This is a genomic window from uncultured Xanthomarina sp. (assembly GCF_963971605.1).
Taxonomy (GTDB): Bacteria; Bacteroidota; Bacteroidia; order Flavobacteriales; family Flavobacteriaceae; genus Xanthomarina; species Xanthomarina gelatinilytica.
In genome coordinates this window covers 1-26,638 of the sequence record NZ_CAXATZ010000033.1, presented here as the reverse complement: position 1 = coordinate 26,638, position 26,638 = coordinate 1, and the positions used below count along the sequence as shown (strand labels likewise).

The window sequence follows — 26,638 nt, the reverse complement described above, 5'->3', positions numbered from 1 at the left end:
AACTTTTGAGCTGTTCCGGCTTTCATTCTAGAGCTACCAGTAACAAATTCTGGACCTACAATGACTTCGATTGGAAATTTTGCCGTTATTGATAGTGGACTGTTTTTGTTACAAGTAATACAACCTGTAATAATATTATTATCATTACAAGTTTCCAAAGCATGGATGACGTAAGGAGTGGTGCCAGAAGCAGCTATGCCAACAACGACGTCTTTATTTGAAATATGGTGCTTTTTTAGATCTTTCCAGCCTTGTGTTTTGGAATCTTCAGCAAATTCAACAGCTTTTCTAATGGCTGCATCTCCACCTGCTATTAATCCGATGACCAAATCGTGAGATACACCAAAAGTAGGTGGACATTCCGAAGCATCTAAAATACCCAATCTGCCACTTGTACCAGCTCCAATATAAAATAGTCGACCTCCATTTTTTAGTTTATCAACAATTTGGCTGATGAGGGTTTCAATTTGTGGTAAAGCCTTTTCTACAGCTAATGGAACTGTTCTGTCTTCTTTATTTATATTGATAATGAGCTCTGAGATTGTCATCTTTTCCAGATGGTTGTAATTGGACTCCAGCTCTGTTGTTTTTGTAAATTCCATAATGTTAAAATTACAGTTTTTTTAAAGTCTTCAAAAGTTAATTCTCTTGTTTCTTGGTTTATGGTTCAACAATATAATTTACTTGTGAAACTTCTGATAACCTAAAATAACCTAAGGGATAGTTATCAGGATTTGTAATATTCATGCAATTCCCTCGAACGGTAGCTGGTTGCGTTTCAAAAGGGCCACCACTTTCACCTGTTTGTTGCAATAAAATATACATAAACTCATAAAAACGCTTGGAGACACCATGATTCCTAATTATAACTTCGTCTCCTGGGTTTAGATCCTCTTCAACATAAAAGCCAAAAATTTGATTTCCATTAACAAATTCATCTTTAAAGGTATCTAATGTTGGAATAATAGGTATGTTAGGGATAAATTCAAAAAAATAATAATTTTCTTCATCTACAGGATCTGTAAAATAAGCTTTAATCTCTGTGTCTTCCCCTGTAAATCCTCCTTCTAGATTTTGCTCAACAAAATCGATTTCCGGAACCCCCAAAAGAGTTTCTGTGGCTATATAGGTCTCATTTTGATAAACAATGTTTAGGTTATAAATACCATTGATTTCTGGTATAAAACTATCATTGTAATAGAGCCCTGTGTTATCTTCTTCTATAAATTGAAAGACATTTCCATTTTCGTCTGAAACAGTGACTTGGGCATTATTTGCTGGAGGAACCCCATCGTTAAAATAAGGTGCCGTTAGGGTTAACTTGATCACCTGTTCATTTCCGGTGGTTCCTTTAAACCAATTTAAGGACGCATCTATAACCAACCTAGGTTCTGATGTTGGAACATCAACATCTATTACATCTTCACAAGAAAGAAAACTAATTAAAGAAACCACTAATATTAAAAATCTTCGCTTCATTTTGTTAAAATTTGAAGTTATAAGAAATGGAAGGCACAATACCAAAAATAGCTAATCTTACAGCTTCGTTTACACCAGTTTCACTATTTTGCTGAAATGAAATTGAGGCAGCATTCCGTCTGTTATACACATTGTAAATCCCAAAAACCCATTCGCTTTGCCAACCTTTAATTTTTTCAGGTTTAGGAACATAGGCTGCAGATATATCCAGTCTATTATAATTAGGCAGTCTATATTCGTTTCTTAGCCCATAATTAGGGATATTGAGCCCATTGTATTCGTATTGCGCATTAGGATAGGTTACTGGTTGTCCTGTTTGAAATATAAAATTAGCATTAAAGCTCCATTTTTCAGTTAAATTATAACTTGCTGTTATTGATATATCATGGGTTTTATCATAAGGGGTTTTGTACCATTCCCCATTATTGATTCCTGGTTCATTGGATGTTCTTCCCGGTGTTCTTTGTTCAGAATTGGCTAGGGTATAGGCAAACCAACCTTTAAAACGGCCTAGGTTTTTTCTAAAAAGCACTTCTAGGCCATACGCTTTAGCTTCTCCATTTAAAATAATTTGCTCGATGGCATTGTTTGCAATTAAATCTGCACCATCTATATAATCAATTCTGTTTTTAACTTTTTTGTAAAAAGTTTCTATTTCCAAAGAATAAGTGTTGTCTTTAAAATTTTTAAAATACCCCAAGGCAACCTGATCTAAAATTTGAGGTTTTACATATTTTCCACTTGGGGTCCATATATCCAATGGAGTAGGTGAGCTGGTATTGGATAACAAATGTAAATACTGGCTCATTCTATTGTAACTGGCTTTAATGGAGGAGCTGCCGTTTAATTCGTATGCTAAAGCCAATCTGGGTTCAAAATACCCAAAGGACTCTATAACATCGCTACGTTTAAATTTTTCGGTTCCTGTAGGATCGGCTTTTTCATATATTTGTAAATCTTCATTAAAAATTACAGCTTGATCATTTGCGTAGGTATTTAATTCATCTTGTCCTAAACGTAAAAAGGAACTGTATCTTAAACCATAAGATACCATGAACCTATTGGATATTTGCTGTTCAACATCAATATAAAGGGCGTTTTCCAATGCATACTTATCTATCAGTTTTTCTGCATTGATACCGGAATCTGGTGTGGAAGGTTCAATTTCCCCTGGATTGAATTTATGATAAATACTGTTTAAACCATATTGCAATTTTATGTTGTTGCTTATATAATGTTTTAAATCGTATTTAAGGTTAAAGTTTCTAATTCCAGAATTCCAGTTAAATTCTATAAATCCTAGATCCAAACCATAATAATAATCGGAATAGATTAAAGACAGGTTAGAAAACAGCTTGTCTGAGAACAAATGGTTCCATCTAAAATTTAAGATGGAATTGCCATAGGTATTTTTAAAACTATCGGTTATACTAAACACATCCCTACCAAAATATCCAGATAGGTACACATTGTTGTTTTGATTTAACCTATAACTTATTTTAGTGTTTAAATCGTAAAAATAAGCTTTGTTTTCTATGTCGAACAAAGGTAGAAATAGATGTGCATAAGTTGCTCTTCCTCCCAATAAAAAAGAACCTTTTCCCTTGTTTAGAGGGCCTTCTGCCAAAAGCCTGCTGGATATCAAACCAATACCACCATTAACATGAAACTTATTGCTATTCCCTTCTTTTTGATAAATATCCAGAACAGAGGAAACACGTCCTCCATATCTGGCAGGAATACCACCTTTATATAATTTTAAATCTTTAATGGCATCTGGATTGAAAACCGAAAAGAAACCGAATAGGTGAGAGGAATTGTAAATGGTTGCTTCATCCAAAAGTATTAAATTTTGATCTGCAGCTCCACCACGTACATTAAATCCGGAAGACCCTTCTCCTGCATTTGTAACACCAGGAAGCAAGGTTATGGCTTTAATAACATCAGCTTCACCAAAAACAACAGGTATTTGTTTTATGGTGTTTGAAGTTAAAGAATTGATGCTCATTTGTGGTTTTCTAATATTTAGTTTTTCCACATTTTCTTTAATAACAACTTCGTTTAAGCTTTCTATGGCTTCAGATAAACTGAAATTTTTGTTTAAATTTTCTTCCAGGAAAATAGTTTCTGATATATCGCTATATCCAAGATAACTAATAACCAATTGATAGGTTCCCTTAGGAATGGTTATGGAATAAAAACCGTATTCGTTTGTGGTTGCTCCTGTTTGCAATTCTGGGAACAAAATATTTACTCCAATTAGTGTTTCATTGCTTTCAGCATCGGAAACCACACCACTTAAAGTGACTTTATCTTGAGAAAAAACATCATGGGATTTCAATCCGATAATTATAAATAACCAGAGTATTCTTGTAGTCATTAATGTAGCAATTTTTACTAAAGTTATAAAAAAAGCTCCTAGAAGGAGCTTTAATTAACATAATATTATTTTAATTAATGGATTGCAAAATGGTATTAAACGTTTGGCTAGGTCTCATAACCTGTTTTGTTTTTCTTTCATCCAGCTCATAATAGCCACCAAGATTTGTGGTTTGTCCTTGAACCTCGTTCAACTCCTGCATAATAAGTGTTTCATTATCCTTGAGTTGTTTAGCTATAGGAATAAATATTCTTTGTAAATCTGGATCTTTTGTTTGATTTGCTAAAGCTTCAGCCCAATACATGGCTAAATAAAAATGACTTCCTCTGTTGTCTATTTCCCCAACTTTTCTTGAAGGGCCTTTTTTATTGTCCAACAATTTTTCAGTAGCAAGATCCAATGCTTCTCCAAGGATTAAAGCTTTAGGATTGTTTGTTACCTCACTTAAATGCTCCAAGGAGACGGCCAATGCTAAAAACTCACCTAAAGAATCCCAACGTAAATGGTTTTCTTCCAAAAGTTGTTGTACATGTTTTGGTGCAGAACCACCAGCACCTGTTTCAAATAAACCACCACCATTCATCAATGGAACAATGGATAACATTTTAGCACTTGTACCTAGTTCTAAGATAGGGAATAAATCGGTTAAATAATCCCTTAAAACATTTCCGGAAACCGAAATAGTGTCTTTTCCATCTTTTACTCGTTTCAGGGTAAACTTGGTAGCCTCTATTGGAGATAGTATCCTAAGATCTAAACCGGCAGTGTCCAGTTGTTTTAGATAGGTGTTTACTTTTTTGATGAGTTCAGCATCATGTGCCCTGTTTTCATCCAACCAAAAAACAGCAGGAGTTTGTGAAGCCCTTGCCCTAGTAACCGCTAGTTTCACCCAATCTTGAATTGGTGCATCTTTAGTTTGACACATACGCCAAATATCTCCGGCTTCTACGTCATGCTCAATTAAAGTGTTTCCTGAAGCGTCTATAACACTTACAGTTCCTGCAGATTTTATTTCGAAAGTTTTATCATGGGAACCATATTCTTCAGCTTTTTGCGCCATAAGTCCTACGTTTGGAACAGAGCCCATGGTGGTAGGGTCGAAAGCTCCATGTTCTTTGCAAAAATCAATGGTTGCTGTATAAATTCCAGCATAACTGCTATCTGGAATTACGGCTTTGGTATCCTGTTGATTGCCTTCTGCATTCCACATTTGTCCCGATGTTCTAATCATAGCTGGCATGGATGCATCAATAATCACATCGCTTGGAACGTGTAAATTGGTTATGCCTTTATTGCTGTTTACCATGGCCAAGTCAGGACCATTGTGGTAAATTGTTTTAATATCTTGTTCTATTTCCTCGCGTTTATTTGCAGGAAGTTCTTCTAATTTTTCAACTAAATTCCCAAACCCGTTATTAACATCAACCCCTAACGATTTGAATGTTTCCCCATGTTTTGCAAACAAATCCTTGAAAAACACTTTAACAGCATGACCAAAAATAATAGGATCGCTCACTTTCATCATGGTTGCTTTCATGTGTAAAGAAAAAAGCACTCCTTTGTCTTTGGCATCTTTAACTTGATTTTCCAAAAACTCAATTAGGGCTTTTTTACTTAAAACTGTGGCATCAATAATTTCACCTTTTAAGAGATTTAGCTGATTTTTTAAGATTTCAGTTTCTCCATTGCTAGCTTTAAACTGAATGGAAACTGTTGTTGCTTCATTTAAGGTTACCGATTTTTCGTTATGGGCAAAATCTCCTTTACTCATTGTTGCCACATGGGTTTTGGAGTCTTTGCTCCAAGCTCCCATGGAATGAGGATTTTTTTTGGCATAATTTTTAACGGCTTTTGGAGCACGCCTGTCTGAGTTTCCTTCACGAAGCACAGGGTTTACAGCACTTCCTTTAACTTTATCATAACGTGATTTAATGTCTTTTTCCGAATCGTTTTTTGGTTCGTCTGGATAGTTTGGCAGCTTGAAACCTTTGGCTTGAAGCTCTTCAATGGCATCTTTAAGTTGGGGAATGGAGGCGCTTATATTAGGTAATTTAATAATGTTTGCCTCTGGTTGTTTAACCATTTCGCCCAAAATACCTAAATCGTCACTTACTTTTTGGGCATCAGTTAAATAGTCAGGAAAAACAGCTAAAATTCTATGTGCCAATGAAATATCTTTTGTTTCTATTTGAACTCCAGTTGGTTTGGTAAACGATTCCACAATTGGTAAAAAGGAATAGGTAGCCAATGCTGGTGCTTCATCTGTTTTTGTATAAATAATAGTAGCTGATTTTGCCATAAGAATATTAAGTTTTGTTTAATAGAATTGCTTGATTTTTAAGCCAAGCAAATATATGAATTTTCAAACAGTTTTTTACTGTTGAACAGCCTAAACACACATAATTTATGAAGTTGATAAAATAACTATTTAGCTATTGGGAATTTAATCAATCTATGTCCAATTGATAGATTTTTAATAAATTTAAAGCACCTTCCTTTGAAAATTTGGCAAGCTTTAAACTGTTCAATTGTGGATTGATATAAAAATTGTAGGAAGTTTTAAAATTTGCTTTCTCCAAATTGGTGTTGTTAAAGGTACTCTTAAACAAATTGCAATCCTTGAAAATGGCCTGGCTTAAATTGGCTTTTGAGAATTCAACATTCTCCAAATAACAGGTATCAAAAACGGTTTTGTTGAGTTTGCATTCAAAAAAGGAAGAAAATGAAAGATTGCTCTTAATAAAGACAAAAGACATTAAGAATGGGTTGCATTCCGTAAAAACAATACCTATCAATTTGCATTCGTTAAAAGTTGCATCTTTAAACGTGGTATGTTTTACATTAACGTTGCTCAAATTGCAGTTTACAAACTCGCAATCTATAAACATGTTGTTTGAAAGTTGGGTTTCAGAAAAATTGCAATCCACAAAGGTGCAATTGTCATATTCTGCTTTTGGCAATTCGGTTTTTGTATAATCTACTTTAGTATAATCTTGATCTGTAATTAATGGTAAGTTCATGTACGGAATAGGTTATTTAAGTAGTAAAGATAGAAAGATTGTATAAAAACAAAAGCCATATCACAATAGACCTAAATCTATTTTTGACATGGCTTTCTTTGAAACAGTTTACGTGACCTAATCCTGTATTGCTACTGAATAGTACAAAATTTTCATCTATACTTTTCGGTTCAAGTATCACTATTTCAATAGAAACATTCGTTTAATACAACTGTCAAAATGTATTGATGTGTTGCCGAAATGTTTCCGTTTAATTGTTTTTCTTGATGATTTTCTAGTTGTAGATCGTTTTCACAAGTTACAACTTGTCCATCATTGCATTCTTAATAACATGGGCTTTCGCAAATATTATTGTGAATACTTTCAACTTTTTTAAATATTGACTGACTGAACAAACAACACTTGAAAAAAGCATCATGATTTCATGATTGAACACGCATACACATGTCAACTTGAAACTTCAAAAAACAATTATAATAAAGAACGTTTCTTTTTAAGAGTCTATAACTAATTCATTTTCATGAAACCAACAAAACGTTGTTTATAAATTCTTTAGCTAAAATAGGGCAAGTGTTTAAAAAAACAAATTATTTAAGACATTAGATATCAACTATTTATGAACCAACGTTATTAACAAAAGTTAATAAAAAAAGCCCTGTGTTTACAGGGCTTTTCAAGGTTATTAAACGTTTATTAACGTTTCATGCTTTCTTTGATTCTTGCTTTTTTACCAGTAAGACCTCTGAAGTAATAGATACGAGCTCTACGAACTTTACCTTTTTTGTTCACTTCAATTTTTTGTAAGGCTGGCATGTTGATAGGTATGATACGTTCTACACCTATTGTTCCAGACATTTTTCTAATGGTAAATGTCTCAGAAGCTCCAGAACCTCTTTTTTGGATTACTACTCCTCTAAAGAACTGAGTACGAACTTTGTCTCCTTCTCTAATTTCATAGTAAACTGTAATTGTGTCTCCAGCTTTGAACTCTGGAAAATCTTTTTTTGTTACAAACTCGTCTTGTACAAATTTTACTAAAGATTCCATATCTTTAAATTTAATTATAATTAATTCGAAACAACATTCACGATTTTCGCCAGAGGTTAACCCGAAATTGGCTGCAAATATAGTTAAAAAGTTTTGAGTTTAAAGTTATGGGGTAAAAGTTTTTTTAAATAATTTTTCAGCTTTGGATAGCACATAAAATCAAATTTGTAAGAATCCCAATCCCTAATTCGCAAACCTCTCATTCCTTGTTATAGTTTTTAAGTTTAATCTTTAAGTAAATCGGGACGTCTTTTTTTGGTGTGCTCATAAGCTTTTTCTTCCCGCCATTTTTCAATTTCAGGAAAATTGCCACTAAATAAGACTTCCGGAACTTGCCAACCTTTATAGTCTCTTGGACGAGTATAAATGGGAGGTGCCAGCAAATTGTCCTGAAAAGAATCGGTTAGGGCAGAGGTTTCATTGCCCAAAACACCAGGAATAAGCCTGATTACGGCATCACACAACACAGCTGCTCCAAGTTCTCCGCCAGACAATACGTAATCTCCAATGGATATTTCCTTAGTGATAAAATGATCGCGCACTCGTTGGTCCACACCTTTATAATGACCACACAAAATAATAATATTTTCTTTTAAGGATAACTGATTGGCAATGCCTTGGGTTAAGGTTTCCCCATCTGGTGTCATATAGATCACTTCTTCGTATTCGCGTTCAGATTTTAGTTTGGTTATGCATTTATCTATAGGTTCTACCATCATCACCATACCTGCGCCACCACCAAATTGGTAATCGTCCACAGTCTTGTAATTATCGGTTGTGTAATCCCGTAAATTATTAAAATATACTTCCACCAATCCAGCTTCAATGGCTCTTTTAAGGATGGATGCTTCAAACGGACTTTTAAGTAATTCTGGTAAAACAGTTATAATATCGATACGCATGACAAAACTTTAGGACAGCAAATATACTTTAAATGTTTTAGGAAATTTTAGCTTTGGATTTGAAGTTTTGTAAACTTATCAATATCACAAACCTTAGATGGGTTTGGATGGCAATTAAATAAATTTGTTGAAATGTATCTAAAAACACATATGGAATAAAAAAAATCTGTAAATGAGAACTTACAGATTTTAAATATGTTTAAGTTGTAAAAGTGTGTTTAAATTCCTTTTTGTTTGTTCAATTCGTCTTGAAGCTGGCGCCTTACTTTTTGTTCGCGTTCTAAGGCTGTTTTTCTATGTTCTTCAAACTCTACTTCTATTTCTTCCAGTGCTTTTTTGGCTTCCTTGGTAATAACATGACTGTTTTTGTATTTGTAGATAAACAGCATCAACATGGCCAATAAAATACCTATAATGGACCACATTAGAACATTGTAGCTGGATTTGCTCATTTGCAAACCAAACAAGGACATGTTGTTTTTTTCGTTGGTGGTTTTTTCCAACGAAGCTTGTGTGTTTGAAAGATTGGTTTTTAGTTCAGAAATTTCATTTGCTTGCGTCTTCACCATGGCCTGTGTGTCTGCAAGATCTTTTCGTAAGGTTTTTAAGGTATCATTGGTGTGTGCCTGTAAAGTTGTTAACATGCTGCGTTTTACGGCTTCATACATAGAACCATTGGTGCCTCTAAAATCGCCGGACTTTTGAAGCACGTATTCAAATTGATTGTTGATGGTACTGTTGTCCAAAGATAGCTTATCGTCTTCATCAGAGGTTTCGGTTTGGGCTTGTAAGGTGTTGAAACTACATAGTAAAATTAAGGTAATGGTAAAAAAATTAAACGCTTTCATTGGGCTTTGTTAGGTTTTGTTGTTTACGAAAATAATAAATTAAGTTAAGTATCTGTAGATTATAATTAAAAAGCCTCACGATTGCGAGGCTTTTGTATATACGATTGAAATGATATTTTAGATGTTTTATCTACTAATAATACGTGTAACGTCTCACTTTTGCAATGTATTTTGCCAATCTGATTACTTGATGGCTATAGCCATATTCGTTATCGTACCAAATGTATAACAAGACGTTTTTGCCATCTTTTCTTACAATGGTTGCTTTACTGTCGTAAATTGAAGGAGCAGAGCTGCCAACAATATCGCTGGAAACAAGTTCGTCGCTTAATTCGTATTTAATTTGTTCCACTAGATCGCCTTCAAGAGCATATTTTTTTATAATGGCATTGATGCCTTCCAAAGAAGTTTCTTTTTCCAGTTCTAAACTTAGTATAGCTAAAGATCCATTAGGGACAGGCACTCGAATGGCGTTGGAGGTTAATTTCCCTTCTAAAGCAGGTAAGGCTTTAGCCACAGCACTTCCAGCTCCAGTCTCGGTAATAACCATGTTTAGCGCAGCAGCACGTCCACGACGGTATTTTTTATGGAAGTTATCCACTAAATTCTGGTCGTTTGTATAAGCATGTATGGTTTCAAGGTGTCCACTTTTTACCCCTAGTGAATCTTCAACTGCTTTTAAAATAGGGGTAATGGCATTGGTTGTACAAGATGCTGCAGAGAAAATATCTACCGTATCTGGATTGTTTTCTAAATGGTTTACACCATGAACAATGTTTGGAACCCCTTTTCCAGGAGCAGTTAATAATACTTTATCTACACCTTTAGAGTTTAAATGTCTGCTTAAAGCCTCTTTATCTCTAAAAGCACCTGTGTTATCTATAACTAAAGCATGATTAATGCCATACTTGGTGTAATCTATATCTTCTGGATTGTTAGCTGAAATAATATTGACTGTGGTTCCGTTTATAATTAAAGCACTGTTTTTTAAATCTGCTACAACCGTTCCGGAAAAATCACCATGAACCGAATCGTTTCTTAATAACGAAGCTCTTTTTTCCAATACTGTTTGATCGATGGCACCACGGGTAACAATGGCTCTTAAACGCAACTGACTTCCTTTTCCTGTACGTGTCATCAATTCTCTGGCAACTAAACGTCCAATTCTACCAAAACCATATAAAATAACATCTTTTGGTTGAATGACATTGTCCTTATTGGCATCCTTTAATTTGTCTGCAACAAAAGCCAAAGCATTGCTATATTTTTTTTCTTCTAAATGAAATTCATAAGTTAATTTACCAATATCCAACTTTGCAGGAGGTAAATCCAAGGTTTGGATGGCTTGTGCAATTTCCACAGAATCGAAAATGGAAATTGGTTTTTGAACAAATTCGCCAGCATACTCGTGTAGGTTTAAAATTTGGCTTACGTTTCTGTCTATTAACTGGTTTCTAAAAAGTACCAATTCAATAGATTTGTCGTACCAAAGGTCGCTAACAATTTTAATAAACTCTACAGTAGCCTTTCTTCTGTCTGCTTGAAAAGCCAATTCGTTTTCATAAGTCTCGTTAAAACTCATTGTATTAAATATTTAGTGTGTTGTTAATATTTTCAACTTAGTTATGTTGCCTAGTTGAATTTGGTTGCAAAAATATGATATTTAAGTGGTATTTGAACCAGTTTTTGTAAAATAAAAATCCTTCAGGGTTATTCTGAAGGATTCCATATTCTTTTTATTTGGTGTTTTTTTAATTGAAATTATATCGTTCCACTTCACCATTGGAATTGATGAGTTCTATTCTTAACGGCTCGTAAACCGATTTGTTTCTTATTATTTCCTGAACATCATCCACATTATATACCTTATTGTTGTTTATGGAAGTCACTATGTCTCCTTCTTTAACACCATTGGCTCGTAAATACTTGGAATAGGTTTGTCCCAATCTTGAAATTTTAACACCATTGGCAGTGTTGTATTTTTTAAGCTCTTCTTTTGTGGCGTTTTTTACTATACCCAATTGCGGAATGGTATAGGTTTGATTTCTTACCAAGGTCACAGGCGTTTCTTTTAAATGACCGTTTCTTAAATAAGTAACCTGAACCACATCGTCTGGACGTTTGGTACTTAAATAGCCTGTTAAATCTGAGAACTTGGAAATTTTAACGTGGTCTATTTTTTTGATGATATCACCAGATTTCAAACCAGCTTCAAAAGCACCCGAATGTTCTTCAACCGAGTCTATATAAAAGCCTTCTGTTTCGTTTACGCTCAACCTTTCGGCAAAACTACTGTTTAAGGCACCTCCAGTAACACCTAAAATGCCATTTTGTACATTTCCAAATTCAATAAGGTCTTGAACAACTTTTTTGGCAATATTGCTTGGTACGGCAAACGAATATCCAATGTAGGAGCCTGTTTGGGACGAAATAGCCGTATTGATACCAATTAAATCACCATTGGAATTCACCAAAGCACCTCCAGAGTTTCCAGGATTTACTGCTGCATCTGTTTGTATAAAGGATTGTGTGTTTTTACCTGTTAAATCCCTGGACTTGGCACTGATGATACCTGCTGTTACAGTAGAGTTTAAATTAAACGGATTTCCAACAGCCAAAACCCACTCACCAATTTTTGCTTGGTCGCTATCCCCAAAAGTGGTGTATGGTAACTCATGGTCTGCTTCAATTTTCAATAAAGCAATATCTGTTTTGTTATCAGAGCCAATAATTTCAGCTTCATAAGTGCTGTTGTCGTTTAAGGTAATGGTTAACTCACTTGCACCTGCAATCACGTGATTGTTGGTAATGATGTAACCATCTGGTGATATGATAACACCAGAACCAGACCCTATTTGTGGTCTTTGAGGCGACCTTCCATAGAATAAATCCTCAAAGGTCATTTGTCCAGAACTTCCCATAGTGGTGTTTTTAACATGTACTACCGTATGAATGGTTTTTTCGGCAGCATGGGTAAAATCTATGCTGTTTTCAGGAATGAAACTAGAGTTTGAAAAATTGTTTACTGGCAATGCCAAAGGCGAAACTTCAGCTTGCGATAGGTTATGGGTGTTGTTTTCTTCTAAAAAGAATTTATAGGCAGAAAGCGTAATAGCTCCACCTAACACAGAAACTAATACTAGGGTTAAAATCTTTTTCATTGTATATATTGTTATTAGGTTTAAACGGGTTTATAATTTTTTATAACGATTAAAATTAATTTTTTATTGAATCTGTTTTTCAGTTTTAACGATTTTTAACGTCGTATTTAACGTGCATTTAACATGACATTAAACCATGTTAATTCTTATATTTGCCATGCTTATGGAATTAACATTTTACAAATATCAAGGAACTGGAAACGATTTTGTGATGATTGATAATCGTCAACAAATATTCGACAAAAACAATACCAAACTGGTTGCCAAACTCTGTAACAGACGTTTTGGCATTGGTGCAGATGGACTTATTTTGTTGGAAAACCATCCAAAATGGGATTTTAAAATGGTTTATTTTAATGCCGATGGTAACGAGAGTTCCATGTGTGGCAATGGAGGCCGTTGTTTAACGGCATTTGCCAAATTTTTAGGAATTATCGAAAATAAAGCCACTTTCGAGGCCATAGATGGTTTGCATCATGCCATTTTGGATAACCACGTTGTAAAACTGCAAATGCAGGATGTGCTTTCTGTAGAAATTCATAATCAACATGTGTTTTTAAATACAGGTTCACCACATCATGTGCAAATGGAAGCGCAACTAAAAAATTTGGATGTTAAAGAACTCGGTTCAAAAATTCGATATGGGAACCCATATCAGGATGAGGGAACCAATGTTAATTTTGTAAAAAAACTGTCTGACAACAGGTTTCAAGTAAGAACTTACGAACGTGGAGTGGAAGATGAAACCTTATCTTGTGGCACTGGAGTTACAGCTGTGGCCTTGGCAATGTATGAAACAGGTGAAACCAAGAACAAGCTTATTGTTTTGGAGACAGAAGGAGGCAATCTGCAGGTGTCCTTTGAAAAGAACAAAGATACATACAACAACATTTGGCTTATTGGTCCAGCCGAACAGGTTTTTAAAGGCTCTATAACATGCTAACATTAAAAGGAAAAGATATATATTTAAGGGCTTTGGAACCAGAAGATCTAGACTTTGTCCATGCCATAGAAAACCATGAGTCGGTTTGGGAAATCAGTAACACACAAACGCCATATTCCAGGTTTTTAATAAAACAATATTTGGAAAATGCACACAAAGATATCTTTGAAGTCAAACAACTGCGTTTGGTGATTTCAAATTATAACGATATAGCACTGGGAATGATAGACCTTTTCGATTTCGATTTTAAAAACAGTCGGGCAGGAGTGGGTATTTTAATTAAAGAAACCTCAGAAAGACAAAAAGGTGTTGGTAATGAAGCTTTAGGACTACTGATTAAATATTGTAACACACATTTAAACCTGCATCAATTGTATTGCAATATTTCTGAAGACAACCAAGCAAGCCTTAACCTGTTTTCCAAACACGGTTTTGAAATTATTGGGTTAAAAAAAGACTGGAACCTTGTAAATGGTTCTTATAAAAACGAATATTTACTTCAACGTATAAATTAATGTATTTTAAAAAGATTCTTCTTGCAATTGCCCTTATTGGGCTGGTGATCGCTGGTTTGTTTGCAAACTATGTGTATGGTGTGATGTTAGTGGACAACACAGCTTTCAATAACGAACAGGCTTATATTTATGTGCCTACAAACGCTACTTATACAGATGTTAGGGAGCAATTAAAACCTTTATTGAAAGATATTGAAAAGTTTGATGCCCTGGCCAAACAAAAAAAATACATAAACAATATCAAAGCTGGACGTTTTATTATAAAAAAGGGTATGAACAATAACGATATTATAAATTCCATAAGAAGCAAAAACGTACCATTACAGCTGGCTTTCAACAACCAACCAAACTTAAAGGCTCTCGCTGGTAGAATTTCCATGCAAATTGAAGCAGATAGCTTAAAATTGGTTGAGGTGATGCACGATAAGGATTTTCTAGCTGATCATTCCTTTTCTGAAGCTACTGCTTTGGGAATGTACATACCAAACAGTTATGAGTTTTTTTGGAATACCTCTGCAACAGAATTTCGGGAAAGAATGTTGAAAGAATACAAGCGTTTTTGGAATGACAATAGAAAAGCCAAAGCTAAAGCCCTAGGGTTAACGCAAACTGAAGTGATGACCTTGGCATCTATTGTGCACGAGGAGTCCAAACAGGCAGCAGAACAGCCAAGAATTGCAGGTGTGTATTTAAATAGGTTACGGATAGGTATGCCATTACAGGCTGATCCTACTTTAAAATTTGCTGCTTATCAGTTGCCAGAATATCAAAACACCGTGATAAAACGTGTTTTAAATAAGCATAAAGACATCAATTCGCCATACAATACCTATATGTACGCTGGTTTACCACCAGGATTAATTACCATGCCAGATATTTCTGCCATAGATGCAGTTTTAAACCCGGAAAAGCACCAATATCTCTATTTTGCTGCAGATGCCAACAGATTAGGCTATCATAAATTTGCCAAAACCCTTAGTCAACATAATGCCAATGCAAGGGAATATCAAAGGTACTTGTCTTCACAAGGGATTAATAGATAACCTTGGGAAAACATGATAAACATATCGTTACGGCATGTTTGGCTTTTTTTATGGCAAATATTTCTTTTTCACAGACTAAGCTAAATCAATTTTTAAAGCCAAGTGATACCTTAAACACTTCTAGACGCAATGCTGTGGTAATTACTGAAGCATCCATGGCTACTCTAACTTTGGTAGGTTTGAACCAGTTATGGTATGCCGATTATCCCAAATCCAAGTTCCATACGTTAAATGATAACAACCAATGGTTGCAAATGGATAAGCTAGGACATGTGTTTTCAGCTTATCAACTTGGTAGGTTAGGAGCCAATACCTTGCACTGGAGTGGAGTAAGTAAACAAGACCAGCTTATTTATGGTTCTACCATTGGTGTTGCTTTTTTAACAGTTGTAGAAGTTTTTGATGGGTATTCTGAAGAATGGGGCTTTTCGTGGGGAGATATGGCAGCCAATGTTACGGGTGCAGGTTTGTACGTAGGTCAAGAACTATTATGGAAAGAGCAACGGTTTACCATAAAATATTCGTTTCATAGAACCGATTATGCACCACAGAACCCAGAGGTGTTGGGCAACGGGTTTTCAGAAGAATTTTTAAAAGATTATAACGGTCAAACCTATTGGTTGAGTTTAAATTTGCATGCTTTTTTTAAGGAAAGTAAAATCCCTTCTTGGCTAAATGTAGCTCTTGGTTATGGAGCAGAAGGTATGATTTCTGGTTCCAATACCAATGATAACGATGTGGTACAAGAGCAAAACCCTTATAGGCAATTCTATTTAAGTTTGGATTTGGATTTAACTCGAATAAAGACAAATTCACATGTTTTAAGAACAATTTTTGACGTTTTTAACGTGATAAAAGTACCTTTTCCAGCCTTGGAGTTTAACGATAAAAATGGCATAAAGTTCCATGGAATCTACTTTTAGGAACACTTAATCGATTAATTTTCAGATATTAAAAAAATGTGCTATCTTTGCATGCTGAAATTTTCAAGTAATTATCACATGGATTTTTACTGAAGAAATTTAAAGATATGATAAAAAATATTGGAAGTTATTTAGCCCTATCACTTACAATATGTTTCTTATTGTTTGGATCGATTTACATGAATAAATCGGTTAAAGAAAAAAACTACACATCACCAAGATACGCGTCTAACGATGTTGATCATGGCGAAGTTGTCCAAGACAACTTATTTCCTGTACACGAACCTCAAGTACCTTATTCCCCTACCTTAGGAAAATCCTTAATTGGTTTTAAAGAAGCCCTGGGATTTAAGGAATCTGGTGGTGATTATTTTACAGTTAACACCTTTGGTTATCTGGGGAAATATCAATTTGGAAAAGAAACCCTAAAGTTGATAGGCATTCACAATCCGGTTCATTTTTTAAGCAATCCAGAACTACAGGAAAAAGCTTTTATTGCAAATGCTGAACGTAATAAATGGATTTTAAGGAAAGACATCAAGCGTTTTTCCGGAAAAGTCTTAAATGGAACTAAGATAACAGAATCAGGGATTTTGGCAGCTGCACATTTAGCTGGACCAGGAAATGTCAAAAAATATTTAAGAAGTTATGGAGCCAATGGCTTTAAGGATGCCTACGGAACTTCTATTTCTTATTACATAAAAAAATTCTCTGGTTACGATACGTCTAAAATCAAACCCAACAGAAAAGCCAAAGTAAAACATTCGGCTTAGATTTTATTCTTTATGAATAATAAATAGTGTAGGTCTTTTGTGAAGGTCTACACTATTTTTTTTCCATGCTGCTACTGTTTGTGTTTTTATGTATTCGCTAGTTAAAGTAATGTCACAGGCCACACAAACCAGTGTCATGTCGTTTAAAGCCTGACAAATATCTTCCAGCAATTTGTTGTTTCTATAAGGTGTCTCTATGAACGATTGCGATTGGTTTTGGCTGTAGGACAGTTGTTCCAAACGTTTCAATTCTTTTTTTCTTTCCACTTTATCAATAGGTAAATAGCCGTTAAAGGCAAAACTTTGACCATTCATACCAGAACTCATATGAGCCATAACAATGGAGGAAGGACCAACCAATGGAACCACTTGAATGTTTTGTTTGTGTGCCAACATAACCACATCTGCTCCAGGATCTGCAATGGCTGGACAGCCGGCTTCAGAAAGCAAACCAACGTGCTTGCCTAGTAGACAAGGCTCTAAAAAACCAGGGAGTTCACTGGGATCCGTAAATTTGTTTAAAAGGAATATCTGTAAGCTAGCTTGTTTTTTGCTTGGTTTTATTTGTTTTATAAAACGTCTGGCAGTTTTTTCGTTTTCAACAATGTAAACATCTACTTGTTCCACAATTTTTTTTACTGAAATTGGTAAAACTTCCAAAGGAGCAGTATCTCCAAGAGTGGTAGGTATCAGGTATAGTTTTCCGTAAGGGCTTGTCATTAATTCGTTATTTGATAAGGAGTTTATGAGTTGTTTTAGAACCAGAATTTGAGATTACTTCTGTTAAATACAAACCTGTGGCTAAGGATTTGGTACCTATGTGAATTTCAGAAGCTGTATTTTTTGTAATGGATTTTATAAGTTTTCCTTGAAGGTTATAGATATGTATGGATTCAATGACAACTTGTGGATTGTTGCTTTTAACGATAAAAGAATTGCTGGCAGGATTAGGATACATTTTTATTTGTAACAATGTGTTTTCTTCAATTCCCAAACTGGCATCCAATATTCTATAAATATTTCCTGAGTCTATTCCAGCTATGTATATTTCGCCATTCACATCTTCACCAAAACCAGTCCAGCCATTGCCGGAATAGGGCTCTGTAAAAGTCATGTTCCAGGTACCTCCATTGTTTTCCAGGATACCAATTTCATTACTGCAATAATCTGCAAAAAAATACAAACCACTAAGATTGGCTTGAGCTGTTCCACGATATCTGTAACCTCCCGTAATAGAGCATTTAAAGTTGCCACTGGTGGTATGCGTGTATTGTGAAACAGGAAAAGTCAATTCGCTGGTGTCGCTAGGACAGTTGCCGGAAGTGTCATATACTTGATTTCCCTCGTAACAACGCCAACCATAATTAACAGCAGCTTGATTTAAAGGAACCATATCTATTTCTTCTATTTGTCCTTGACCAACATCTCCAATCCAAAGATCGTGAGTTTGTCTGTCAAAAGAAAACCTCCAAGGATTTCTTAAACCATAAGCCCAAATTTCAGGTAAGGCATTTGGTTCTTGAGTATTAGGGAATGGGTTGCCTGCTGGAATGGCATAATTCAAGCCTCCACTGGAACTGTTTACATCTATGCGCAGCATTTTGCCTAATAAAGTAGTTAAATCTTGGGCTCTATCTCCTGGGTCTCCACTGGAACCTCCATCTCCAAGCCCAATATATAAATATCCATCATTTCCAAAAGCTAAATCGCCACCATTATGGTTGCTGTTGGGTTGGGTAACAGTTAATAATATTACTTCTGTGCTTGCACTGACTGTATTGGCATCAGGTGGATTTACAGTATATCTAGAAACCACGGTATCGCCATTGTTATCAGTGTAATTTACATAAAAATAACCGTTTGATGCATATTGCGGATGAAAGGCCAAACCCAACAAACCTCTTTCACCACCACTTAAAACCTTGGAATCTATATCTAAAAAAGAGGTGTTGTTTACAGAGCCATCAGAATTGATTATTTTAATATGCCCTCCTTGTTCCACAATAAACAATCTATCGTCTCCAGCGTTCCTAATACTTAAAGGATCATTGAAACCAGAAGCAACCAGACCTAGTTCAATTTCTTGTGAAAAGAGAAAGCATGGAAATAATAAAAGCACTAAAATTGTGGTATGGAATTTCATCTTATTGATATTTTTTGGATTAGTAATACAAATTACAAAAAATCAAATAAGAAAACTAAAAAATACTCTCAAAGTCAATTATTTAAGCAATTTTTTTGCTATTTGTCCACAGGCTTCGTCTAGCATTTTATAGGTGCTATCAAATCCTTGAATGCCTCCTGTATACGGGTCTGGTACGTTATAATTTTGGTTTGGGTAAATTTCATCCAAAATCATTTTTACTTTTTTTAAGTCTTTGTCGTTCCTGGCAAGTTTTGTTACATTTTTGAAGTTGGATTCATCCATGACATAGATAAGATCAAATGCGTCAAAATCTGCAACAGTAAATTGTCTGCCTCGTTGATTGGTAATATCCAAACCGTATTTTTCAGCAACTTTAATGGAGCGTTTGTCTGGAAGATCACCCACATGATAATCACCAGTTCCGGCTGAATCTACAAAAAACGATTCTTGAGGAAGCTTGGATTTTAAGATGCCTTCTGCTAATGGCGAACGGCAAATATTACCTAAACATACCATTAGAATTTTAGTCATAATAGTTTATGATTTATTAATGAATTGAATTTAAACCGATAATTTTTTTGAAAGGTCTTCAACATATTTTCTAAACTGTTTGTCTGTTGAAGTTAAATTGTCCACCGTTTTACATGCGTGAAGCACAGTGGCATGGTCTCTTTTTCCAATTTGAGAGCCAATGCTAGCTAAAGACGCTTTGGTGAGTTTTTTGGCAAAAAACATGGCCAATTGCCTAGCTTGTACAATATGTCGTTTTCTGGTTTTGGATTGTAGCGTGTCTATATCCATTTGAAAATAATCGGAAACAACTTTTTGGATATAATCAATGGAAACTTCCCGTTTGGTGTTTTTGACAAACTTTTCTACAACTTGCTTGGCTAAATCTATGGTTATTTCCTTTTTGTTAAAGGAAGATTGTGCAATTAAGGAAATGATGGCTCCTTCCAGTTCTCGAATATTGGATTTAATGTTTTTGGCAACATATTCAATAATTTCTTCAGGCATTTCCACGCCATCACGATAAAGCTTGTTTTTTAATATGGAAACACGGGTTTCAAAGTCTGGACTTTGCAATTCTGCCGAAAGTCCCCATTTAAACCTGGACAGCAAACGCTGTTCAATGTCCTGCATGTCTACAGGCGCTTTGTCACTGGTTAAAATAACCTGTTTCCCATTTTGATGCAAATGGTTGAAAATATGGAAGAACACATCTTGGGTACCAGATTTACCAGAAAGGAATTGGACATCATCAATAATAAGGACATCTATTATTTGGTAAAAATGGATAAAATCGTTTCGATTGTTCTTTTTAACGGAATCTATATATTGTTGCGTAAATTTTTCAGCAGATATATACAAAACCGTTTTTTCAGGATATTTGTCTTTAATGTCAACACCAATGGCATGAGCTAAATGTGTTTTACCCAAACCAACTCCTCCAAAAATAAGCAATGGGTTAAAAGAGGTGCCTCCTGGTTTGGAAGCCACTGCCAATCCCGCACTTCTGGCCAAACGGTTGGAATCCCCTTCCAGGAAATTCTCAAAACTGTAATTTGGGTTGAGTTGCGATTCTATTTTAACATTGCGAATCCCTGGGATTATAAATGGATTGCGCAATTCGGGATTTTTATTGTTTAGTGGAATATCAACATCCTGAGCTTTTACAGTAGGCCTGTTGGAACTTGGAATTCTTTCGGTAAAAGGTTGTTTGTTGCCATAAGTGTTTTCCATTTTAATAATGTAAACAAGTTTGGCCGTTTCCCCCAATTCCTTGGTTAAGGCTACTTTTAAAATTTTAACGTAGTGTTCTTCAAGCCATTCGTAAAAGAATTTACTAGGTACTTGAATGCTCAAAGATTTATCTGTAAGCTTCACTGCTTTAATTGGTTCAAACCATGTTTTGTAGGCTTGCGGCTGAATGTTATCCTTTATGAATTCAAGACAATTATTCCATACCGATTGCGCAGTTACACTCATTATTGTTTTAAAGATTTATACGTTAGTTATTGAAAGAGAAATGGCTTTCTCTGATTGATTTTATAGCTTGACAAATATGTGAACAAAATTCTTAAAAAAAAAATCAATTGCTATTGAATTTAAAGAAATTTTTTCTCATGTTTAATGCATTGCCTAAACTACAAAAAATTATTTAAATACTTCTATGAATTTCGACGAAATACCAATAAGAGTGAGATATGGTGAAACAGACCAAATGGGAGTGGTTCATCATGGAAATTATGCTTTATACCTTGAAATGGGACGAACAGAATGGCTCCGAAAAAAAGGGATTTCCTATCGTGAAATGGAAGAAAGCGGAATCATGCTCCCTGTTGTTTCCATGAGTTTAAATTATAAGAAGTCAGCGCTTTATGATGACGTGGTTAAAGTAAAAACTCAGTTAAAAAAAACACCTGCCGTAAGAATAGAATTTGACTATGAAATTACCAATCAAGCAGGGGAAATCTTGGTGCAGGCAACAACCGTTTTGGCTTTTATTGACATGAAAACCAAAAGGCCCATAAAATGTCCTGATTATATTTTAGGGAAATTAACGGTTTAATTTCCCAGTTCTTTAATGGTCACTTCAAAAATGGATTGAAAACTGTCTTGAACTTTTTGGGCATTCTTTAATCTTACAGAGATTTCTATTTTGCAATCCAATTCCAGGGTTTGATTTATCACTTTTAAGTTTTGCTCTTTAATCACGCGCATCACTTTATTCATGTTTTTATAATCAAAGTGAATTTCAAAATGTTTGTTTATGGTTTTGGTAACAATTTTTGATGCTTCCAAAGCCATTTGTGCAGCAGTTTTATAAGCATGTATCAAGCCGCTAACACCAAGTTTGACACCACCAAAATATCTAACTACAACTATGAGTATGTTGGTTACTTCAAACGATTGAATCTGACCATAGATAGGCATGCCAGCACTGTTGTTGGGTTCCCCATCATCATTGGCTCTAAATTGAATTTGGTTTTCAAAGGTGCCTATTTGGTATGCATAACACCAATGTCTGGCAGAATGATGTTGTTTTTTTAAGTTCTCTATATGCCCTTTTACTTCTTCTTCATTTTTCACAGGAAAGGCATAGCCAAAAAATTTACTGTTTTTGTCTTTGAATAGGACCTCTGTAGAAGGTTTGGTTATGGTTTTGTAGCTGTCTTTTTTATCCATTAGGCCAAAGTTACTAATAAGATCGAAATAATGGCCAACCCAACACCAATCCAGTTTTTAAAAGATAGTGTCTCTTTAAATAGAGCTAAGCCAATCAACGATGTAAACATGACTATGGCTACATTATTTATGGTAAAAATGGTAGAACTCTCCAGTGTTTCGTGATGTAAGGCTTTTAGTAAATAATAGATAGATGCATAATTTACAATTCCTAAAGCCAAACCTCCCAAAATGCTTTGAGGATTGAATTTAAAATTTTTACCAATTATCTTGAACATCAAGATTCCAATTCCAAAGCAAGCAGCAAAGAAAAATATGGTAGCCGAAAACAAGGGAATGCCACCATCTTGGATATAGGTGGATTCTATAAATTTAATGGAGGTGTCAATTATACCAGAACCTAAGAACAGTATTATGGGAAACAAGAGGTTGCTTTTAAAATGAAATGTGGCGTGTTTTTTTACAGACACAAAGTAAACAGCAAACAAAGCAAGTAAAATACCTAGCATTTTTTGAAAACCAGTACTTTCTTGATACATATAAATACCAAATATCACAGGAATAATAACACTCATTTTGGTAGCGACCGAAGCGACTGAAAGACCGTTACGCTGCGATGTTATTGCCATGACATTAAATATGGCAATAAACAAAAAACCCAGTGCCACTGCTCCAAAAAACCATTGAGACTGCACTATATCATAAACATTTAACGGGTTTTTGGAAGTTATAAAGCCACAAAAACAAGCCGTTACGTAATTGAATACGATGGCTTGAAGCGTATTTATTTTAAACCTATCAAATAACTTGAAGATGATAAAAATAAAGGTGGAAGCTAGAATACTTAATAATAAATAGATCAAAAGAGGTCTTTTTTAATGGTGAACAAGTTGGTGATATCCTCAGTTTTTGGATTGATATGCCATGTGTGAATGCCTAATTTTGCAGCTGCTAAGGTATTTTCTTCTGTGTCGTCTATAAACAAACAGGATTCAGGTGTTAGTTGGTTTTCTTCCAACACAAATTGATAAATATCAGCATTGGGTTTTCTAAGCTGTATTTCGTGTGACAAGTAAAAGGCATCGAAACAATTTTTAAACTCTTCGTAAAAAGACACATCGTTTTTTATGCTATCTATGTGTAAGGTGTTGGTGTTGCTCAATAAGATAAGTTTGAATTTATTTTCTTTGGCAAGATTTTTTATAAATTCCAGTCTATGTTTCGGGAAATCCTTTAAAATACAATTCCATGCGTAAAGAATATCCTCTTCGGTTAATTCAGGAAAGTTCCCTAAATAAAATTCCAAGAATTCTTCGGTAGAGACTAAGCCTTGTTCGTACAAGCTGTTTACGGCAATCATTTCTTCTGTAAAGGTTTCCAGTTTAAAGATGCTAAGGGCATGGTTCATGGCGCCTTCTTTGTCTAGGTTTATAAACACATCGCCAAAATCGAATATAAGGGTTTTAATCATGATTTTTTTTTCTACTATACTGCTCAAGATCTACTCCAGCAGGAATTTTTAATTTTCGTTTGTGTGAATTTTTAACACGTCAGTATCTATAATGGTTTCTGAAATTATTTTACCGGAAATATGTGGTGCCTTAACCCCTTGTTTAAAGCTGGTGTTTCCAATAAAAACACGGGCTTCGTCCCAAAGATTTTCATTTATAAAGGTTTGAAGTGTTTCCCTTCCTCCTTCCACAATTATGGACTGTATGTCCTTTTGGTGTAAATAATCAGCCAGTTGCTTGGCTACCTGGTTGGAAAAATCGATTTCTTTTTCGGAAATTATTAAGGTTTCTGCTTCATTGTTAAAAATTTGAAAGTGTTTAGGGAGTTTAAGGGCTCTATCCAATACCACCCGAACAGGATGTTTTCCTGTCCAATCCCTAACCGTTAAACCGGGATTATCTTCCAAAACCGTTTTGGTGCCAACCAAAATAGCTTGTTCTTCAGCTCGCCATTTGTGAACCAGCTGTCTGGAATATGGATTGGTAATCCAAACAGGTTTTTGTTCTTTTCTGGTTTTTGGAGCAATAAATCCATCTTGTGTTTCGGCCCATTTTAATATAATGTAAGGCCGTTTTTTGCTGTGAAAGGTAAAAAAACGTTTGTGATGTTCTTTACAAGCTGCTTCCATAACGCCAAGGGTTACTTTGCAACCAGCCGCTTTTAGTTTGTCGATGCCTTTTCCTGACACTTTGCTATGGGAGTCCATGGTGCCAATAACCACATGTGGAATACCATGTTTAATTATCAAATCGCTGCAAGGTGGTGTTTTGCCAAAATGGCTACAGGGTTCCAAGGTTACATAAAGGGTTGCTTTATGCAGCAGTGTTTTGTCTGCAACAGATGCTATGGCATTTACTTCGGCATGTGGTCCTCCATAGGCGCTTGTAAAACCTTCGCCAATAATTTGTTCTTTATATACAATCACGCTTCCAACCATTGGGTTTGGAGCTGTTGTACCAAGCCCATTTTTAGCAATTTCAATACAGCGTGTTATGTATTTTTCATGTATCTTCATCCCGACAAATTTCAGTGTAAAAATAACATAATAAAGTGAGCAATAATAATATTGTTATTAGAGAAATAACTTTGGCAGATAATGTCCAAATGGCAAAAGTAATTCGCGATGTTTTAATAGAGTTTGGTGTGCCAAAGGTTGGAACGGCTTATGCAGATGCCTCTTTGGATTGCATGGCAGAAACCTATGCTAAGGAAAAGTCGGTTTATTTTGTGGTAACAAATAAAGGCCAGGTAATTGGAGGTGCTGGAATTGCTCCATTGGATCATGGTGAAGGCAACATCTGCGAACTTCAAAAAATGTATTTCTTGCCAGAAGCCAGAGGCTTGGGCTTAGGAATAGAAATGATGCATAAATGCCTGGCTAAGGCCAAGGATTTTGGTTACGATAGTTGTTATTTGGAAACCATGCCATATATGGATGCGGCCAAAAAACTATATGCCAAGGTTGGATTTGAATGTTTAAAGAAACCTATGGGAAATACAGGGCATTATTCGTGTAATGTTTGGATGATTAAAACCTTATGAGATTAAAAGATATACAAAAGGTGTTTCATCAAGAATTGGATGTTATTTATGGTAAAAACGAAGTGGCCAGTTTTTTCAATATCCTAATGTCACATTATTTAAAACTAAACCGGATTGCTTTGGTCCTTGAGCCAGAGCTAACGGTTTCAAAAGAAGAAGAACAACCTTTGTTTGAGGCTTTAAGCCGATTGAAACAGGAAGAACCCATTCAATATATTATAGGTGAAACGCAATTTTATGACTTGATTTTTAAGGTGAATGAACACACCTTGATACCCAGACCTGAAACCGAAGAACTCGTGCAATGGATTGTTAAATGTCATTCTGAACGTAGTGAAGAATCTCAATTAAAGATTCTAGACATTGGCACAGGAACCGGTTGTATTGCCATTTCCCTGGCTATACACCTACCAAAAGCTAAAGTTTACGCTTTGGACCTCAGCAAAGAGGCACTAAAAGTAGCAAGACAGAATGCTGAATTGAACAATGTGGAAGTTCATTTTATAAATGCAGACATTTTAAATAGGGATTCATGGAATTTGGAGTTTAAGGATTTGAAATTTAATATCATTGTTTCCAATCCACCTTATGTAAGAAACCAGGAAAAAGCAGAAATTAAAAATAACGTCCTCAAACACGAACCACATTTGGCTTTGTTTGTTGAAGATCACGATCCGTTGCAATTTTACAATGTTATTTCAGATATTGCTGTTGATAAATTGACCGAAAATGGCTTGCTGTTTTTTGAAATAAATCAATATCTTGGAAACGAAACCAATCAATTATTGCACAACAAAGGGTTTAAGGATTTAGAATTAAAAACAGATATTTTTGGCAATAACCGTATGTTAAAAGGCTTAAAGAATTTTTAACCCATGACCATTAAAGAACAGATTTTACAATTACGAGACGAGTTAAACAAGCACAATTACAACTACTATGTGTTGGATAATCCTACGATAAGCGATTATGAATTCGATTTAAAACTCAAGCAATTAATTGCTTTAGAACAGCAACATCCCGAATATTTTGATGTAAACTCCCCAAGCCAAAGGGTTGGAGGAGAGATTACCAAAAATTTTGAAACGCTTGTGCATGAACATCGTATGTATTCGCTGGACAACTCTTATTCAAAAGAAGATTTATTGGATTGGGAAACCCGAATATCAAATTTTTCGGGATAATCCCCTTGCAATTGCAAAGGCACGGATTTAA

General features: G+C 35.0%; 26 protein-coding genes and 1 pseudogene. 9 read left to right on the top strand and 18 right to left on the bottom strand.

The window, feature by feature from the left end:
- The 10 genes from AACY93_RS11150 to AACY93_RS11105 form a co-directional block, all read right to left on the bottom strand.
- Positions 1-602 (bottom strand): N-acetylmuramic acid 6-phosphate etherase (locus AACY93_RS11150; RefSeq protein ID WP_339611987.1); only part of this gene is annotated, 602 nt, incomplete at its 3' end.
- 58 nt (positions 603-660) lie between these two features.
- Entirely contained in the window at positions 661-1,479 is an 819-nt protein-coding gene (locus tag AACY93_RS11145) for a DUF4249 domain-containing protein (protein ID WP_007651681.1), read from the bottom strand.
- Positions 1,480-1,483: 4 nt separating this feature from the next.
- Positions 1,484-3,859, bottom strand: a complete 2,376-nt coding sequence (locus tag AACY93_RS11140; RefSeq protein WP_286854928.1) for a TonB-dependent receptor — start codon at positions 3,857-3,859, stop codon at positions 1,484-1,486.
- Between the two features lie 70 nt (positions 3,860-3,929).
- A complete protein-coding gene (locus tag AACY93_RS11135; RefSeq protein ID WP_287006247.1) occupies positions 3,930-6,158 on the bottom strand; it encodes an NADP-dependent isocitrate dehydrogenase in 2,229 nt (742 codons plus the stop codon).
- Between the two features lie 148 nt (positions 6,159-6,306).
- Entirely contained in the window at positions 6,307-6,879 is a 573-nt protein-coding gene (locus AACY93_RS11130; protein WP_287006249.1) for a pentapeptide repeat-containing protein, read from the bottom strand.
- Between the two features lie 693 nt (positions 6,880-7,572).
- Positions 7,573-7,926 (bottom strand): 50S ribosomal protein L19, encoded by a 354-nt coding sequence (gene rplS, locus AACY93_RS11125; RefSeq protein ID WP_007650829.1) that lies wholly within the window; start codon positions 7,924-7,926, stop codon positions 7,573-7,575.
- A 224-nt stretch (positions 7,927-8,150) separates the two neighbouring features.
- On the bottom strand, positions 8,151-8,828 hold the full coding sequence (gene trmD, locus AACY93_RS11120) for a tRNA (guanosine(37)-N1)-methyltransferase TrmD (RefSeq protein ID WP_287006251.1): 678 nt from the start codon (positions 8,826-8,828) through the stop codon (positions 8,151-8,153).
- A 218-nt stretch (positions 8,829-9,046) separates the two neighbouring features.
- The gene (locus AACY93_RS11115) at positions 9,047-9,676 is read right to left on the bottom strand and encodes a tRNA (guanine-N1)-methyltransferase (protein WP_287006253.1); all 630 of its coding nucleotides are present in this window, start codon (positions 9,674-9,676) and stop codon (positions 9,047-9,049) included.
- Positions 9,677-9,809: 133 nt separating this feature from the next.
- Positions 9,810-11,258, bottom strand: a complete 1,449-nt coding sequence (locus AACY93_RS11110; RefSeq protein WP_287006255.1) for a glyceraldehyde-3-phosphate dehydrogenase — start codon at positions 11,256-11,258, stop codon at positions 9,810-9,812.
- 169 nt (positions 11,259-11,427) lie between these two features.
- Positions 11,428-12,837, bottom strand: a complete 1,410-nt coding sequence (locus AACY93_RS11105) for a trypsin-like peptidase domain-containing protein (RefSeq protein WP_007650837.1) — start codon at positions 12,835-12,837, stop codon at positions 11,428-11,430.
- Positions 12,838-13,000: 163 nt separating this feature from the next.
- Between AACY93_RS11105 and dapF the strand changes: the two genes are divergently transcribed.
- The 5 genes from dapF to AACY93_RS11080 all read left to right on the top strand — a co-directional run bounded on the left by dapF (position 13,001) and on the right by AACY93_RS11080 (position 17,034).
- Positions 13,001-13,780, top strand: a complete 780-nt coding sequence (dapF, locus tag AACY93_RS11100) for a diaminopimelate epimerase (protein ID WP_286854999.1) — start codon at positions 13,001-13,003, stop codon at positions 13,778-13,780.
- Positions 13,774-14,295, top strand: a complete 522-nt coding sequence (locus AACY93_RS11095) for a GNAT family N-acetyltransferase (protein ID WP_007650840.1) — start codon at positions 13,774-13,776, stop codon at positions 14,293-14,295. The genes dapF and AACY93_RS11095 overlap by 7 nt, the downstream gene beginning before the upstream one ends.
- Positions 14,295-15,338, top strand: coding sequence for an endolytic transglycosylase MltG (gene mltG, locus AACY93_RS11090; protein WP_286854937.1), 1,044 nt, complete (start codon positions 14,295-14,297; stop codon positions 15,336-15,338). The genes AACY93_RS11095 and mltG overlap by 1 nt, the downstream gene beginning before the upstream one ends.
- A 50-nt stretch (positions 15,339-15,388) precedes the next feature.
- A complete protein-coding gene (locus AACY93_RS11085; RefSeq protein WP_286855000.1) occupies positions 15,389-16,261 on the top strand; it encodes a DUF2279 domain-containing protein in 873 nt (290 codons plus the stop codon).
- Positions 16,262-16,440: 179 nt separating this feature from the next.
- A complete protein-coding gene (locus AACY93_RS11080) occupies positions 16,441-17,034 on the top strand; it encodes a peptidoglycan-binding protein LysM (RefSeq protein WP_287006257.1) in 594 nt (197 codons plus the stop codon).
- A 3-nt stretch (positions 17,035-17,037) separates the two neighbouring features.
- Here AACY93_RS11080 and AACY93_RS11075 read toward each other — a convergent pair whose 3' ends face one another.
- The 4 genes from AACY93_RS11075 to dnaA form a co-directional block, all read right to left on the bottom strand.
- Entirely contained in the window at positions 17,038-17,754 is a 717-nt protein-coding gene (locus AACY93_RS11075; protein ID WP_286854939.1) for an SAM-dependent methyltransferase, read from the bottom strand.
- A 7-nt stretch (positions 17,755-17,761) separates the two neighbouring features.
- A complete protein-coding gene (locus AACY93_RS11070) occupies positions 17,762-19,177 on the bottom strand; it encodes a PQQ-dependent sugar dehydrogenase (RefSeq protein ID WP_286854940.1) in 1,416 nt (471 codons plus the stop codon).
- Between the two features lie 78 nt (positions 19,178-19,255).
- The gene (locus tag AACY93_RS11065; protein ID WP_040492327.1) at positions 19,256-19,711 is read right to left on the bottom strand and encodes a low molecular weight protein-tyrosine-phosphatase; all 456 of its coding nucleotides are present in this window, start codon (positions 19,709-19,711) and stop codon (positions 19,256-19,258) included.
- 30 nt (positions 19,712-19,741) lie between these two features.
- Positions 19,742-21,169: a chromosomal replication initiator protein DnaA gene (gene dnaA / locus AACY93_RS11060; RefSeq protein WP_286854941.1), complete on the bottom strand. Its 1,428-nt coding sequence runs from the start codon at positions 21,167-21,169 to the stop codon at positions 19,742-19,744.
- A gap of 184 nt (positions 21,170-21,353) precedes the next feature.
- Between dnaA and AACY93_RS11055 the strand changes: the two genes are divergently transcribed.
- Positions 21,354-21,752: a thioesterase family protein gene (locus AACY93_RS11055; protein WP_286854942.1), complete on the top strand. Its 399-nt coding sequence runs from the start codon at positions 21,354-21,356 to the stop codon at positions 21,750-21,752.
- Here the strand turns inward: AACY93_RS11055 and AACY93_RS11050 are convergent.
- Genes AACY93_RS11050 through ribD form a run of 4 tightly spaced genes read right to left on the bottom strand, consistent with a single transcriptional unit; the run spans position 21,749 to position 24,896 of the window.
- A complete protein-coding gene (locus AACY93_RS11050) occupies positions 21,749-22,369 on the bottom strand; it encodes a YigZ family protein (RefSeq protein ID WP_286854944.1) in 621 nt (206 codons plus the stop codon). The two genes, AACY93_RS11055 and AACY93_RS11050, sit on opposite strands and share 4 nt — an antisense overlap.
- On the bottom strand, positions 22,369-23,232 hold the full coding sequence (locus tag AACY93_RS11045) for a DMT family transporter (protein WP_286854945.1): 864 nt from the start codon (positions 23,230-23,232) through the stop codon (positions 22,369-22,371). Before AACY93_RS11045 ends, AACY93_RS11050 begins: the two co-directional genes overlap by 1 nt.
- Positions 23,229-23,840, bottom strand: coding sequence for an HAD family phosphatase (locus AACY93_RS11040; protein ID WP_286854946.1), 612 nt, complete (start codon positions 23,838-23,840; stop codon positions 23,229-23,231). The genes AACY93_RS11045 and AACY93_RS11040 overlap by 4 nt, the downstream gene beginning before the upstream one ends.
- 48 nt (positions 23,841-23,888) lie before the next feature.
- Positions 23,889-24,896, bottom strand: a complete 1,008-nt coding sequence (gene ribD, locus AACY93_RS11035; protein ID WP_286854947.1) for a bifunctional diaminohydroxyphosphoribosylaminopyrimidine deaminase/5-amino-6-(5-phosphoribosylamino)uracil reductase RibD — start codon at positions 24,894-24,896, stop codon at positions 23,889-23,891.
- Positions 24,897-24,931: 35 nt separating this feature from the next.
- Here ribD and AACY93_RS11030 point away from each other — a divergent pair, with 35 nt between their 5' ends.
- The 3 genes and pseudogenes from AACY93_RS11030 to AACY93_RS11020 form a co-directional block, all read left to right on the top strand.
- Complete coding sequence (locus tag AACY93_RS11030) at positions 24,932-25,423, top strand: GNAT family N-acetyltransferase (protein WP_286854948.1); 492 nt, start codon at positions 24,932-24,934, stop codon at positions 25,421-25,423.
- Positions 25,420-26,295, top strand: coding sequence for a peptide chain release factor N(5)-glutamine methyltransferase (gene prmC / locus AACY93_RS11025; RefSeq protein ID WP_286854949.1), 876 nt, complete (start codon positions 25,420-25,422; stop codon positions 26,293-26,295). Before AACY93_RS11030 ends, prmC begins: the two co-directional genes overlap by 4 nt.
- A 3-nt stretch (positions 26,296-26,298) precedes the next feature.
- Positions 26,299-26,589, top strand: a pseudogene (locus AACY93_RS11020) (NAD-dependent DNA ligase LigA); the annotation flags it as partial.
- Positions 26,590-26,638 lie beyond the last annotated feature (49 nt).